We start from the raw sequence: 13,438 nt of genomic DNA on the forward strand, positions 1-13,438 counted from the left end.
CATGAAAAACGAAAAACTGCCATCGCCCCAAACCATTACCCGTGCTCCACTGACAGGTTCACGGAAAGTCTATGTTCCCGGTACGCTGCATAACATTCAGGTAGCCATGCGGGAAATCACCCTTTCGGATACGGTTACGAATTTCAACGGCAAAGAAAGCCGACAACCCAATGCTCCCGTTACGGTCTATGATACCAGCGGCCCATACACCGATCCCAATGCTACTATTGATTTACAAAAAGGTCTACCCCGACTTCGGGAAGCATGGATTAAGGATCGGGCCGACGTTGAACAACTGGATTCTTTTTCTTCAGCATACTGCAACGAACGATTAGCGAACCGTAGCCTGGATGCTCTGCGTTTTGAGCATATCCGATTACCTTTAAAGGCTAAAAAAGGGCTAAATGTCAGCCAGTTACATTATGCCAAACAGGGAATCATTACTCCCGAAATGGAATACATCGCCATTCGGGAAAACCAGCGAATTGAACAGCAGGAAGCCTCTCTGAAGCACCAGCATCCGGGCAACAGTTTCGGAGCGAATACGCCACAAAAGTTCATTACTCCCGAATTTGTCCGTCAGGAAGTTGCTGCCGGACGGGCGGTTATCCCGTCCAACATTAACCACCCGGAAAGCGAACCGATGATTATTGGCCGCAATTTTCTGGTGAAGATTAATACCAACATTGGTAACTCCGTAGTTAGCTCCAGCATTGAAGAAGAAGTAGAAAAAGCAGTCTGGAGTTGTCGGTGGGGTGGTGATACGCTCATGGACTTATCGACGGGAAAAAATATTCACGAAACCCGCGAATGGATTATTCGCAACTGCCCCGTACCCGTGGGAACGGTTCCCATTTATCAGGCTCTGGAAAAAGTAAATGGAAAGGCTGAAGACCTTACCTGGGAGATTTTCCGGGATACACTCATCGAGCAAGCCGAGCAAGGCGTGGATTACTTTACCATTCATGCGGGTGTATTACTTCGCTACATTCCCCTGACTGCCAAGCGAGTAACGGGTATTGTATCCCGTGGGGGTAGTATTCTGGCGAAATGGTGTCTGGCTCACCACAAAGAGAATTTTCTCTACACGCATTTTGAAGAAATCTGCGAGATTATGAAGGCGTATGACGTTTGCTTTTCGCTCGGCGACGGCTTACGGCCCGGTTCGATTGCCGATGCTAATGATGCGGCTCAGTTTGCTGAACTGGAAACCCTCGGGGAATTAACCAAAATTGCCTGGAAACACGACGTTCAGGTGATGATTGAAGGTCCTGGTCACGTGCCCATGCATCTCATCAAAGAGAACATGGACAAACAATTGGAACATTGTCACGAAGCTCCTTTCTATACCCTCGGCCCGCTGACAACGGATATTGCTCCGGGTTATGACCACATTACCTCGGGTATTGGTGCTGCCATGATTGGCTGGTTTGGTACGGCCATGCTGTGTTACGTAACCCCCAAAGAACACCTGGGCTTACCCAATAAAAAGGACGTGAAAGATGGGGTGATTACCTATAAAATTGCCGCTCACGCCGCCGACTTAGCCAAGGGCCATCCGGGGGCTCAATACCGGGACAATGCCTTGAGTAAAGCTCGCTTTGAGTTCCGCTGGGAAGATCAGTTCAATCTTTCACTGGACCCCGATACTGCTCGCGAATTCCACGATGAAACGCTTCCCGCCGAAGGAGCTAAACTCGCCCACTTCTGCTCCATGTGCGGACCCCATTTCTGCTCAATGAAGATTACGCAGGAAGTACGGGCCTTCGCCGAACAGCACGAGATTGAAGGGGAAGAGGTTTTCGATAAAGCCATGAAGATCAAATCTGAAGAGTTCGTTCAGCAGGGCGGCGAAATTTACTTATGATCCAGACCGAACGACCTTACGTATTAAGCATAGCCGGGCTCGATCCCAGTGCCGGGGCCGGAATTCTGGCGGATGTCAAGGTTTTTGAAGCTCAGCAAACCTATGGTCTCGCAGTTGCTACGGCTCTCACGATTCAGCACGATGCTTCGTTTCGGAAGGTTCATTGGGTTAGTCTGGAAGAAATCATTGCTCAATGTGAGCCGCTTTTTGAACGCTATCCGATTCAGGTGGTAAAGATTGGATTAATCGAATCGATGTCGGTTCTGTCGGGACTGCTGGATTGGTTAGTCCTTCAAAACCCAAAGATTATCCTCCTCTGGGATCCCATTTTGAAGGCTTCGGCGGGATTTGATTTTCATCGGTTAACACTGAATGAGCTGGTACCCATTCTGCAAAAGCTGACGGTAATTACACCCAACATTCCCGAAATACAGCAGATTACTGGAGAACAGAGCCCTCAGAAAGCGGCTCAAACCTTGAGCAATTACTGTAACGTTTACCTGAAAGGCGGGCATAGTTCTTCCGAAAATGGGCAGGTGACCGATTACCTATTTGACACCCATCAAACGGTAATCGCGTATCCCGCTCCTTTTATTCCAAACGGCGAGAAACACGGCAGCGGTTGTGTCCTGTCAGCGGTTCTGGCAACTGGTTTAGCCAAAGGGTTTTCGCAAAAAGAAGCCAGTGCCAGAGCACGATTATACATGAATCGCTACCTCGCCAGCACGCCTTATTTATTAGGTTTTCACGAGACAATCGTATGACTATAAGCCGATTACATTACATCGTCACCACTCCCGAACAGGCCGAGCAAGCCTGTTCGGCGGGGGCGAACTGGATTCAGCTTCGGCTGAAAAATAAACGTTACGAAGATTGGAAAGCAATTGCTCTGGAAACCCAGGCCGTTTGCCATTCCCATCAATCCCGGTTGATTATTAACGATAATACTCATCTGGCGGGTGAAATTGGCTCTGACGGATTGCATTTGGGCAAAGAGGATATGCCCCTTACCGAAGCCCGTCAATTACTAGGTACGGAAATCATTATCGGCGGAACAGCCAATACGCTGGAAGATATTCTGATGCATGCCGAGGCGGGAGCCAACTACATTGGTCTGGGACCTTTCCGGTTTACAAAGACCAAAGAAAAACTAAGTCCCATTCTTGGATTAGCTGGGTATGAGTCTCTTATGAAAGCGTTGCAGCAGCGTTCCATTACCATCCCCGTCATTGCCATCGGAGGGATTACCCTGGCAGACGTTCCTGCCTTGCTGGACACGGGCCTTTATGGAATTGCTGTTTCTTCGGCGATTACTCAGGCTGCCAATCCTGCTGAACAAACCCGATTATTCATCCAAAGTTGCCTATCTCATGAATCAACCCCTGATTATCGCTGATCGTACGTTTCAATCCCGGCTTTTTACCGGAACGGGAAAATTCGGTTCGGTTCAACTCATGCAGGAAGCACTGGCGGCCTCGGGTACAGAACTGGTTACCGTGGCTCTGAAACGGGTAGATGCGGGTAACGCTGAAGATGAAATGTTAACCCACCTGCCCGATGCTCATTTGTTGCCCAACACTTCCGGCGTTCGCACAGCAAGGGAAGCCGTTTTCGCGGCTCAAATGGCTCGTGAAGCTCTGGAAACGAATTGGTTAAAGCTGGAAATCCATCCCGATCCTAAATATTTATTACCCGACCCCATCGAAACGTTAAAGGCTGCCGAAGAACTGGTAAAGCTGGGTTTTGTCGTCTTACCTTACATCCACGCCGACCCGGTTTTATGCAAGCGGCTGGAAGAAGCAGGCGTCGCCGCAGTTATGCCTTTGGGGGCTCCCATCGGAACCAATAAAGGCTTACGCACACTCGATTTTCTGGAAATCATTATCGAACAAAGCAACGTTCCGGTGGTAGTGGATGCGGGTTTGGGAGCTCCCTCCCACGCTGCCGCCGCCATGGAATTGGGTGCCGATGCTGTACTGGTGAATACGGCCATTGCCGTCTCCGAACAGCCCGTGCGAATGGCTCAGGCTTTCAGAATGGCCGTAGAAGCCGGACGCACGGCTTATGAAGCCCGACTGGCCTCGACTTCTGTCTATGCTCATGCCAGCAGTCCTCTAACGGCTTTTCTGGATGAATTGTAGAACCACGCTCTAAACGATTGAAATATGATGTTTAAAACCTGGTTTGATCATTATCACTGGGATACGGTTACTCAGGAAATTCAGGATACGACACCGAGACGCGTGGAGCAAGCCTTAGCCGCTAAGAAACGTTCGGTTGAGGATTTTAAAGCCCTGATTTCTCCGGCGGCTCTGGCCTACCTGGAACCGATGGCTCAGCTCAGTCATCAGCTAACCCAGAAGCGTTTTGGCAAAACCATTCAGCTTTATGCTCCCTTGTATTTGTCCAACGAGTGTCAGAACATCTGCACCTATTGTGCCTTTAGTCTGGATAATAAAATCCGCCGCAAAACGCTGACGGACGAGGAGATTCTACGGGAAGCCGCAGCCATCAAAGAGCTGGGCTATGAGCATGTGCTTCTGGTAACGGGCGAAGCTAATCAGGCGGTTGGAGTTCCCTACCTTAAAAATGCCATCCGTTTATTGCGGCCCCATTTTGCTAATATTTCGATGGAAGTTCAGCCACTTGATCTTGAAGAATATCAGGAGTTAATAGTCGAAGGGCTGCACACGGTTCTGGTTTACCAGGAAACGTATCATGAGGAGACGTATAAAACGCACCATCCTAAAGGCAAAAAGTCTAACTTTCATTATCGGCTTGCAACTCCCGACCGGTTGGGCCAGGCGGGAATTCACAAGATTGGCCTGGGAGCATTACTAGGCCTTGAAGACTGGCGGACGGATAGTTTTTTTACCGCTTTGCATTTACAATACCTCGAAAAAACGTACTGGCAGAGTAAGTATAGTATTTCTTTTCCCCGCCTCCGTCCCATCCAGTTGACGGATCATTTTCAGACGTTTAAATCCTGCATGAGCGACAAGGAACTGGTGCAGTTAATCTGTGCCTATCGCTTATTCAATGAAGACGTCGAGTTATCGTTGTCAACCCGCGAAACACCACGTTTTCGGGATCACCTGGTCAAGCTGGGCATTACACACATGAGTGCCGGATCGAAAACGAACCCCGGTGGATACGTTGTCGAACCTGAATCGCTGGAGCAGTTTGAAATCTCCGATGAACGTACCCCCGCTCAGATTTCATCCGTCATTTTAAATCAGGGGTACGTACCTGTCTGGAAAGACTGGGACCCTTCATTCGTATGAATCAGGAAGAATTAGAACGATACAATCGCCACATCCGCCTGCCCGAGATTGGGTTACAAGGACAAAAACTACTCAAACAAGCCCACGTCGCGGTTATAGGGGCGGGCGGTTTAGGCTGTCCTGTTTTACAGTATTTAACAGCCGTGGGCGTGGGCACGATTGGGATTATTGATGGAGATACGGTTTCCCTGAGCAACCTGCAACGTCAGATTCTTTTCTCACCCGAACACATCGGTCAGTCAAAAGCTGAGACGGCGGCTCATGTATTACGTCAGCAGAATCCACATATTGAGGTGATTGCTCATCCCGTATTTCTAAACGCAGCGAATGCATTAACCCTCCTCGGAAACTATGATATTATCGTCGATGGTTCGGACAATTTTGCGACGCGTTACCTGGTTAATGATGCCTGTGTCCTGTTGAATAACCCGCTGGTTTTTGGCTCCATTTTTAAATTTGAAGGACAAGTCAGTGTGTTTAATTACCGGGGCGGCCCTACGTATCGCTGCCTATACCCCGAACCCAGCGAACTTGAAGCCTGTAGCGTGGTGGGTGTGCTGGGGGTATTACCGGGTATCACGGGCTGCCTAATGGCGAATGAAGTCATTAAGTTGATCACGAATATAGGCGAACCTTTAAGCGGCACGTTGCTCTGTTTTAATACCTTACAGTTCAGTTTTTCAACGTTTTCATTCGAGTTAAATCCTGAAAATCTTCGGATTACTGCATTACAAGACGCTTCCCAAACTTGCGAAGCAGTTATTTCAGAATTAACCGTTTCAGAATTCTGGCAATGGATGAATCAGGATGATAAACCTTTTTTACTGGATGTTCGCGAAGCAGAAGAATACGAACGGGATAATCTGGGAGGAGCGTTAATTCCACTAGCCGAACTTGCGGTTCGTTACCACGAACTTCCTGCTCACCAAACGATTATTGTGCATTGCCAGTCTGGAATACGCAGCAAAAAAGCGGTTCAGTTATTACAAGAAAAGGGCTTTACCCAAGTGCATCATCTCAGTGGAGGACTACATGCCATTCGACAATTACAGCTTTAATTGTTGACGTAATTCTCGCAAAGCATTCGCTGGATTTTCATTGTTCCATAAACTTCCCATCAAGGCGGCTCCATCAAATCCTGACTGTTGGACGGCGGCGATATTACCTTGATGAACGCCTCCTAAAGCAACAATCTTAGGCAGGTTTTCACCTTCGGAACGAAGCTTTTTCAGTTGATATTCAATTGTCGTTAAGGAAAGAACCGGTCCATACCCGGGTTTGCTGATACTCTCGAAAACGGGACTGTAAAAAACCAGATCCACTTTATTAGTCCACAACGGCCAGTCAGATAATTGATGAATGCTGGTAGAAAAAGCCCGCTGATTTACAGGTAATACCTGTTGATCTTTTTCTTTCAAATGCCAGAGGTAACTCGTTGGCTGTGAAGAAGCCAGTAGAATTTTATTCGGGTGATGAATCGGCGGTGGCTGCGTTAGTACATCCGTTTTTCGCCAATACAGGTAATCCAGCCCCTCCGCCCACAATTCTTCAATTATGTTCTGATCTGTCACTGAATCGGGAGTGATGGCTACGCATAAAAAAGAATCCATATCAGCTAAATTTCAACGTAAGTAGTATCTGTTTCGATCCTTTCGTTACCCGCCATTCGCTCGTAGTTCGTTGCTCTACGTCAAAATTTTCGTTCACTAAAAGAGCCTCATAAAAACGAACTGAAACGGATTGTAAAGGCTTCTGCAGGATTTTCTTTTCCAGAAAAGAAAGCAATAATAATCCCGGTACAATCGCCAGATTCCCTGTATGAATAGGGTTATCATCGCCCGTTTCCTCCAGATAATTTAAAACCTGTTCTTCAGAAAAGCTATACGTTCCTGCGTGCGGGATCGGATCTTGTTCTTTGAGGACGATGGGTAATAAAACTACTTTTAATTGGTCATGAGTCAGCGACTCGGTAATAACCGCCGCTTTCATCTGGTTTGGGAAGTTACGCCATTGCAAGCCCCTAGTGCCCCCCCCTTTCGTACTTATTTCAAGGGTCGCCAGGGCGTAATTCCATAAGGCGGGCAAACGGTACTTTTTTAATACCGCCGCTATTGCTATCGCCGTCGATTCCATATTTTATACACAAAAGCCCGACTTGTCAGGTACACAAGCCGGGCTTTTCACGTATGGTTTGAAGCTTATTTCGCTGCTAAAGATTCCTGAAATTCTTTCCAGGTAGGCAAAATCTGATCTTTGGCTGAAACAATTGGGGCTTCGATGCCGTATTTCTCAAATTCCCAGTCAATGCCTAATTCGGGATCGTTCCATAACAAACCTGATTCGGCTGCTTTGTTATAGAGGTTAGTGCACTTGTACATGAACGTCGCCTCTTCCAAAGCGATAAACCCATGAGCAAAGCCGCCGGGAACCCAAAGCATGTTACCAACAGCCGAATCCAGTAAAAATTTTTCGTGCTGTCCAAACGTTGGAGAATTCGGACGAATGTCAACTACAACATCCAGCACTTTCCCCTGCGTACAACGCACTAATTTACCCTGAGCATAAGGTTCATGCTGACAGTGAAGACCACGCAAAACGCCTTTTTTAGACCAAGAATGGTTATCTTGTACAAATTGGCTGGCTGAAGGAAGGCCCGCCTGTTGAAAAACTGGTTCATTGAACGACTCCCAAAAAAAGCCGCGTTCATCTTCAAAAATTCGGGGAAATAACTCAACCAATCCGGTTAGCTGGCCAGGACGAAATTCCATGCAAAGTATAAAAGGGTTGCGTGTTAAAGAATAGCGAGACAATTTTGCTGGACAAAAATAGGGATTTCCTCATGCTCCATCGGTTTTTGTTGATGAAAGTTTATTTTTTAGCTTTCATTATTCATCCGTTCCAGCTCGATATCTCTGGTTTCCTAACTGAACTTTCGATTTAACTATCCCTACTACCCGTGACTCGTTCCGAACTTTTTGCCCAGATCAAATCTAAATCTTCTTACTTGTGCGTAGGCTTAGATACCGATATTCAAAAAATCCCGGCTCACCTACGCTCGGAGTCGGATCCGATTTTTGCATTCAACCGGGCCATTATTGAAGCGACGCATCACTACGCTGTTGCGTATAAGCCCAATCTGGCTTTCTACGAAGCCATGGGACCTCGGGGCTGGGAGAGCTTGCAGAAAACGCTGGAAATTATTCCCAAAGAATGTTTTACCATTGCCGATGCCAAACGCGGAGACATTGGAAATACGTCTGGACTGTATGCCCGTGCGTTTTTCGATAAAGAAGCATCGGGGCTGGATTTCGATTCCGTAACGGTAGCTCCTTACATGGGAGAAGATTCCGTAAAGCCCTTTCTGAATTTTCCGGGCAAATGGGTCATTCTGCTGGCCTTAACTTCAAATGCCGGAAGCAGCGATTTCCAGCGTCTGGAAGTTAAAAACGCCGAAGCAATTCATTCCAGAGCATTGTTTGAACAAGTTTTGATGACTTCCCAGAACTGGGGTAACCGCGATCAGTTGATGTATGTCGTAGGGGCAACCCAGGCTAATCAATTACAGCGAATTCGTGAATTAGTACCCGAGCATTTTCTGCTAGTTCCCGGCGTTGGTGCTCAGGGTGGCAGCCTGGAAGAGGTTTCCAAGTACGGCATGAATCGTCAGTGCGGACTGCTCGTTAATTCCTCGCGTGCCATTATTTACGCCTCCTCAGGTACGGACTTCGCTGAACGGGCCGCCGTCGAAGCTCGTCTGGTACAGCAGGAAATGGCGAAGTATCTAAACGAATATCTTAACTAGAAAACGTTGGGGTCTTTACTCAAACAATGGAGCCAGCAAACGGAAAAACAAAAACGCCGTTTCTGGTTTCTCTTTGTTACTGGTATTGAGTTACTTACCGTTGTCATGTGGTGGGGCAAACGCCCCATCCCACCCGATTACATTACTTACGCCCGCATGGCTGACGTATTAGCCAGCGGGCAAGGGTACCTGGATCAGGGACAGGCTTTTACTTTTTTTCCTCCGGGTTATCCAATCTTTCTCATGTTAATTCACGCTCTGGCGGATGTTTTTTCGCTAGAACGTACCCTAACGGTTATTGGCATCGATTTGCTGATAGGGGCTTTCTCCTTACTTTATTTTCGAAAAATTGCCCGTCACTTTCTTCCAGAAGTATCCGCTGAAATCGCAACGTTGCTCTGGGCGACTTATCCCATTCAGCTCCTTCTGTATACGCAACCTAACAGCGAAATTCCTTTTCTGCTGACCTTTCTCGCAGCCCTGAGCCACTACCTGACTTATCTAAGAAAAGGTCAGGTAACGCAAATGGCTATCGGCGGATTTTGGTTAGGGATTTCCTGCCTGCTTCGTCCGATCACCCTCTATCTGGCTGTCATTTTAGTGATTTATGTACTTTGGTACAACTACCCGCAGGTCAACAGACGTCATTCTCTCGGAACAGCCATAGCTCTTTGGCTTTCAGGATTTTGTCTAACCGTATTACCCTGGGAATTGTATGTCTATCATTACAATCACGAGTGGATCATGGTGCAGGGAAAATCCGTTCTTGCCATTTACGAAGGCTTAATTTTCGGGCATAGAGCGTATCACGGCTCGCCTATTTCGGTTCCGAAAGACTTGTATGATTTCATGGACAAAGTTGCCTCTGATCCCCCTACCTTACCTTCTCTTTTCCAGAAAGTAACGGAAGCTCAACCGCTGGTTTTGTTGCAGTTACTGGGGTATAAACTTTTGAGAAGCTGGTACGGCCTCTGGGATAACCCGAATGAAAAATCAGTGATGATTCTTCAGTTTCTGTACCTGATTCCGGCCACCGCAGGAATAATTCGAAGCTTCTCCCGTCGTTATTTTTCCTGGTTTTTCTTCATTCCCCTGCTTCTGATTTTGTATTACTGGGGCACTACCCTTATCATTATTCCTCTGCTGCGATACATGATTCCGGCCATGCCCTTCATAATGCTTTACATCGCTTTTCTCTTCGTTAAAAAACCTACAATACCTGCCGAATCACGTTCTTAATATTGAGCTCTACAATATCAACCATGCTGTTACATTTCAGATACAGCTTGTTTTTGTAATGATCCGCCAGTCCCTTTTTTAGCTCCACAATATTAGCCTCTGTCGATAAGGGATGACGATTGGCCACATCGCGTAGATGAGCCAATCGATACCTTTCGCTTCGTATGCGGTGGATTAACATGGAGCGTTCTTCCTGTTGGTACTGCCAGACGGTTTTGTCGGTAAGGTGCTCCATCGCGAGCTTTACGTAAGGATAGTTTTCCTTGAAAAACTGTGGCATATACACCCGCCGATTCCCTTCGTAAAACTGCTGGTCAAAGTCGATGCAACGAATACGAAACTGAAAATCATCAAAATCGGGCGTGATTTGCCAAACGAAATTATACGAACGCATATCGCCCAAAAGCATAATCAGGCAGCGTTCGTTAAACTTCACAAACTCCTTCGCAATTCGAATCGGGTTATACTCAATTTTGAGCATGTATTTCTGTGGGAATACATCACCGGGAATTCCCGCAATGTGCTCTTCTACGAGAGTCGTATGATCAACCAGGTAATTAACGTCATTGGGCGATAACGTATGTTCCAGTTCCAGTCCGTAAATCCGGGAGGCATCCGCCTTTTTGACGTAGAAATAATCATAAACATCATTGAGTCGATTCACAATCCGAACCCGAAACGGATGCGTATTACCGAACGTACAGTAATCAATCCGGTCGATGTACTTGTGTTCGACAATGTGAAGATTACCCGAGGTATTGAGCATCGCATAAATTTTCTTCAGTCCCTTATGGATGCGATCAATGTCATACGAAGGATAAATGGGTGTCTCCCACAGCGTATCTTTTCCGTGTTTGTCAACCAGTGGAATAGACTCCTGAAAGTTCATCAAATCCGCATAACCCAAAGGTAACTTCGCCTCCCGCTGATAAGTATGCAAGTACTTATGCAACTCCTGACTAATAGGAAACAGGGGTTTCTTTTTATGAATAACAACGTCTTCCTTCATGATTTTTGTTGATCATTCGCTCACTAATAAGCCTTAGGTTTTTTTAATTCACCTTTCGTTCAGGCTTATTTCAGGTATTCTTTTATCTAATTCAATAGACTACTTACAACAGCAATCCTATGCAAAACCACATCAATAACTACCATTCAGAAATAGTATACTACTCATTGGCTCCTACCTTAGCTACAAATGAATGTAATAAACGTAAGAGCATAGCTCAGGCTTTTAACCAAACCAAGCCTTTTATGCCTGGTTTGGTTGCCATTCCATACAAAGACTTTGCTAAAAAAAAAATACCCGCTTGCCTAGTTTAGTTTGTAAATCACGGCTTGCCAAGGGAGAAGTGCAATGGTATTGTTTGTAATGGTCGGTTTGGTGAGTAGGTTATTGATTTCTACGGTTGAAACCCGCATCGCTTTCGGGATGGTCACTTGGGAGGTAACGTCGCTGAAGTTTAACACAACCAGGAGTTTATGATTTCCTTCAATGCGGGTATAGGCGTAGATATTAGGATTGTTTTCATCCACAACTGTATAGTCGCCATACACCAAAACTTTGTTGTCTTTCCGGAACTTTACCATTTGCCTGAAATAATTGACACAACTTTCCGGATTGTTTTCCTGGTTTTGCAAATTGATTTCCTTATAGCTGTTACCCACCCTGATCCAGGGCTGGCTGGTCGAAAATCCAGCATTGTCTTCATCGTTCCACTGAAAAGGCGTGCGTGAATTGTCCCGGCTGTATTTAATGTTTTTTTGCATGAACGCCGCTAGGTCACCGCCTTGACTTTGTTGGTATTTGTATTCATTAATGGTCTGGATGTCTTTAAATTCCGAAATGTCCTTAAATCCGGCATTCGTCATACCAATTTCGTCGCCATTGTAAATGTAAGGCGTGCCCCGCATAGTGAGCAGAAATGTAGAAATCAGCTTGGCGGATGCCTCCCGATATTGCTCCGAAGGATTGCCGATGCGGTCAATGACTCTGGACTGGTCGTGGTTGCCCATGAATATGGATAGCCAGCCGTCATTTTGAAATTCTTTGTCCCATTTGGTGAAGGTTTTCTTCAACTTCAGCATACTATAATCGGGACTGGAAGACACGTCTACCGCATCGAATGCGTAGGCCATATTCAATTCCTTTCGTTGGGTATCCACCAGATCGTGGGCGTCCTGCATGTTTCGTCCCGCCCCCTCGGCCACGCTCATCAAGTTGTATTTGGCGTACACCTCCTTATGCATTTCTTGGAGATAATCGTGTATGGGAGGCACCATAGCGTAGAACTGGACGAAGTTGGAAGCATTCAGTCCTTCAAATACGGGAAACGAAGTGTCCTTCACACAGAACTGAAAGGCATCCATACGAAAACCGTCCACCCCCTTATCGGCCCAGAATTTCATGATGTCGTACACCTCTTTTCTTAAATCCGGGTTACTCCAATTGAGATCGGGCTGTTTGCGGGAGAAATAATGCAAGTAATAGGAACGGGTCAGCGTATCGTATTTCCAGGCATCGTGGTTTACGTCAAACAAGCTGTAACGGTAAGGGGGCGTACCTTTTTCCTCCGGCCACCAGTGGTAATAATTGCGATATTTGCTGTCTCTTGAACTTCGGGCCTGGCGAAACCATTCGTGCTCATCACTGCTATGGTTGACGACCAGGTCCATAACGAGCCGCATGCCACGCTCATGCATTCCCTCTAACATCTGATCAAAATCCTTCATGGTACCGAACTCTTTCATGATGTTGCGGTAGTCGCTGATGTCATAGCCATTGTCGTCATTGGGGGAGCTGTAGATGGGATTGAGCCATACAACGTCAACGCCTAGACTTTTCAGGTAATCCAGTTTTTCGGTAATTCCCTTCAAATCACCGACCCCATCACCATCCGAATCCTTAAAACTCCTGGGGTACAATTGATAGACAACCGCTTCTTTCCACCATTTCCGTTGTTTACTGTAATTTTTGTTCACTTGAGCCTGTGCATGCAGCATTCCCATCATCCAGATTATGGTAACTAGTTGAATTGTTTTCTTTATCATACAGCAAGTAATTGTATATTTAAAAGGCAAAAAAATATCACTAAAGTGAAAATATACATACAGCTTTTCAATATACAGTCATAAATCGTGTAATACCGTAAAAACACATCAGATGGGTATATTCATCCATATTTTTACCGTTCAAACCTACTAAGTAAACCTAGAACAAAAGGCAAGTTCCGTAGTAGTTAAAGC

At 46.3% G+C, this 13,438-nt stretch carries 14 protein-coding genes; 9 read left to right on the forward strand and 5 right to left on the reverse strand.

Features of this window, described 5'->3' with window-relative positions; translation table 11 throughout:
* Position 1 precedes the first annotated feature (1 nt).
* Genes thiC through moeB form a run of 6 tightly spaced genes read left to right on the forward strand, consistent with a single transcriptional unit; the run spans position 2 to position 6,209 of the window.
* Positions 2 to 1,867 carry a phosphomethylpyrimidine synthase ThiC gene (gene thiC, locus QE357_RS13680; protein WP_106635875.1) on the forward strand — a complete coding sequence of 622 codons (1,866 nt, stop codon included), beginning with the start codon at positions 2 to 4 and terminating at the stop codon, positions 1,865 to 1,867.
* Complete coding sequence (locus QE357_RS13685; RefSeq protein ID WP_309708367.1) at positions 1,864 to 2,631, forward strand: hydroxymethylpyrimidine/phosphomethylpyrimidine kinase; 768 nt, start codon at positions 1,864 to 1,866, stop codon at positions 2,629 to 2,631. Before thiC ends, QE357_RS13685 begins: the two co-directional genes overlap by 4 nt.
* On the forward strand, positions 2,628 to 3,263 hold the full coding sequence (locus QE357_RS13690) for a thiamine phosphate synthase (protein ID WP_309708370.1): 636 nt from the start codon (positions 2,628 to 2,630) through the stop codon (positions 3,261 to 3,263). Before QE357_RS13685 ends, QE357_RS13690 begins: the two co-directional genes overlap by 4 nt.
* Positions 3,238 to 4,008: a thiazole synthase gene (locus QE357_RS13695; RefSeq protein ID WP_309708373.1), complete on the forward strand. Its 771-nt coding sequence runs from the start codon at positions 3,238 to 3,240 to the stop codon at positions 4,006 to 4,008. The genes QE357_RS13690 and QE357_RS13695 overlap by 26 nt, the downstream gene beginning before the upstream one ends.
* 24 nt (positions 4,009 to 4,032) lie before the next feature.
* Positions 4,033 to 5,151, forward strand: a complete 1,119-nt coding sequence (gene thiH / locus QE357_RS13700) for a 2-iminoacetate synthase ThiH (protein WP_309708375.1) — start codon at positions 4,033 to 4,035, stop codon at positions 5,149 to 5,151.
* Entirely contained in the window at positions 5,148 to 6,209 is a 1,062-nt protein-coding gene (moeB, locus tag QE357_RS13705) for a molybdopterin-synthase adenylyltransferase MoeB (RefSeq protein ID WP_309708378.1), read from the forward strand. The genes thiH and moeB overlap by 4 nt, the downstream gene beginning before the upstream one ends.
* On the opposite strand, the gene QE357_RS13710 is transcribed toward moeB, so the two are convergent.
* The 3 genes from QE357_RS13710 to rfbC all read right to left on the reverse strand — a co-directional run bounded on the left by QE357_RS13710 (position 6,198) and on the right by rfbC (position 7,919).
* The gene (locus tag QE357_RS13710) at positions 6,198 to 6,761 is read right to left on the reverse strand and encodes a thiamine phosphate synthase (RefSeq protein ID WP_309708381.1); all 564 of its coding nucleotides are present in this window, start codon (positions 6,759 to 6,761) and stop codon (positions 6,198 to 6,200) included. The two genes, moeB and QE357_RS13710, sit on opposite strands and share 12 nt — an antisense overlap.
* A 1-nt stretch (position 6,762) precedes the next feature.
* Positions 6,763 to 7,284 carry a hypothetical protein gene (locus QE357_RS13715; RefSeq protein WP_309708384.1) on the reverse strand — a complete coding sequence of 174 codons (522 nt, stop codon included), beginning with the start codon at positions 7,282 to 7,284 and terminating at the stop codon, positions 6,763 to 6,765.
* Positions 7,285 to 7,349: 65 nt separating this feature from the next.
* Complete coding sequence (gene rfbC / locus QE357_RS13720; protein WP_309708387.1) at positions 7,350 to 7,919, reverse strand: dTDP-4-dehydrorhamnose 3,5-epimerase; 570 nt, start codon at positions 7,917 to 7,919, stop codon at positions 7,350 to 7,352.
* 188 nt (positions 7,920 to 8,107) lie between these two features.
* Here rfbC and pyrF point away from each other — a divergent pair, with 188 nt between their 5' ends.
* Both pyrF and QE357_RS13730 read left to right on the forward strand, forming a co-directional pair.
* Positions 8,108 to 8,953 carry an orotidine-5'-phosphate decarboxylase gene (gene pyrF, locus QE357_RS13725; RefSeq protein ID WP_309708390.1) on the forward strand — a complete coding sequence of 282 codons (846 nt, stop codon included), beginning with the start codon at positions 8,108 to 8,110 and terminating at the stop codon, positions 8,951 to 8,953.
* 6 nt (positions 8,954 to 8,959) lie between these two features.
* A complete protein-coding gene (locus QE357_RS13730; RefSeq protein ID WP_309708393.1) occupies positions 8,960 to 10,192 on the forward strand; it encodes a glycosyltransferase family 39 protein in 1,233 nt (410 codons plus the stop codon).
* Here QE357_RS13730 and QE357_RS13735 read toward each other — a convergent pair.
* On the reverse strand, positions 10,164 to 11,201 hold the full coding sequence (locus QE357_RS13735; protein WP_309708395.1) for a hypothetical protein: 1,038 nt from the start codon (positions 11,199 to 11,201) through the stop codon (positions 10,164 to 10,166). The two genes, QE357_RS13730 and QE357_RS13735, sit on opposite strands and share 29 nt — an antisense overlap.
* Before the next feature lie 119 nt (positions 11,202 to 11,320).
* On the opposite strand from QE357_RS13735, the gene QE357_RS13740 reads away from it, so the two are divergent.
* Complete coding sequence (locus QE357_RS13740) at positions 11,321 to 11,515, forward strand: hypothetical protein (RefSeq protein WP_309708398.1); 195 nt, start codon at positions 11,321 to 11,323, stop codon at positions 11,513 to 11,515.
* Here the strand turns inward: QE357_RS13740 and QE357_RS13745 are convergent.
* A complete protein-coding gene (locus QE357_RS13745; protein WP_309708400.1) occupies positions 11,507 to 13,243 on the reverse strand; it encodes an alpha-glucosidase in 1,737 nt (578 codons plus the stop codon). The two genes, QE357_RS13740 and QE357_RS13745, sit on opposite strands and share 9 nt — an antisense overlap.
* Positions 13,244 to 13,438: the final 195 nt, after the last annotated feature.

The organism is Siphonobacter sp. SORGH_AS_0500 (assembly GCF_031453245.1).
Taxonomy (GTDB): domain Bacteria; phylum Bacteroidota; class Bacteroidia; order Cytophagales; family Spirosomataceae; genus Siphonobacter.

Coding starts and splice junctions, on each gene's coding strand:
- thiC (WP_106635875.1), top strand. CDS start 2: ATGAAAAACGAAAAACTGCCATCGCCCCAAACCATTACCCGTGCTCCA.
- QE357_RS13685 (WP_309708367.1), top strand. CDS start 1,864: ATGATCCAGACCGAACGACCTTACGTATTAAGCATAGCCGGGCTCGAT.
- QE357_RS13690 (WP_309708370.1), top strand. CDS start 2,628: ATGACTATAAGCCGATTACATTACATCGTCACCACTCCCGAACAGGCC.
- QE357_RS13695 (WP_309708373.1), top strand. CDS start 3,238: ATGAATCAACCCCTGATTATCGCTGATCGTACGTTTCAATCCCGGCTT.
- thiH (WP_309708375.1), top strand. CDS start 4,033: ATGATGTTTAAAACCTGGTTTGATCATTATCACTGGGATACGGTTACT.
- moeB (WP_309708378.1), top strand. CDS start 5,148: ATGAATCAGGAAGAATTAGAACGATACAATCGCCACATCCGCCTGCCC.
- QE357_RS13710 (WP_309708381.1), bottom strand. CDS start 6,761: ATGGATTCTTTTTTATGCGTAGCCATCACTCCCGATTCAGTGACAGAT.
- QE357_RS13715 (WP_309708384.1), bottom strand. CDS start 7,284: ATGGAATCGACGGCGATAGCAATAGCGGCGGTATTAAAAAAGTACCGT.
- rfbC (WP_309708387.1), bottom strand. CDS start 7,919: ATGGAATTTCGTCCTGGCCAGCTAACCGGATTGGTTGAGTTATTTCCC.
- QE357_RS13735 (WP_309708395.1), bottom strand. CDS start 11,201: ATGAAGGAAGACGTTGTTATTCATAAAAAGAAACCCCTGTTTCCTATT.
- QE357_RS13740 (WP_309708398.1), top strand. CDS start 11,321: ATGCAAAACCACATCAATAACTACCATTCAGAAATAGTATACTACTCA.
- QE357_RS13745 (WP_309708400.1), bottom strand. CDS start 13,243: ATGATAAAGAAAACAATTCAACTAGTTACCATAATCTGGATGATGGGA.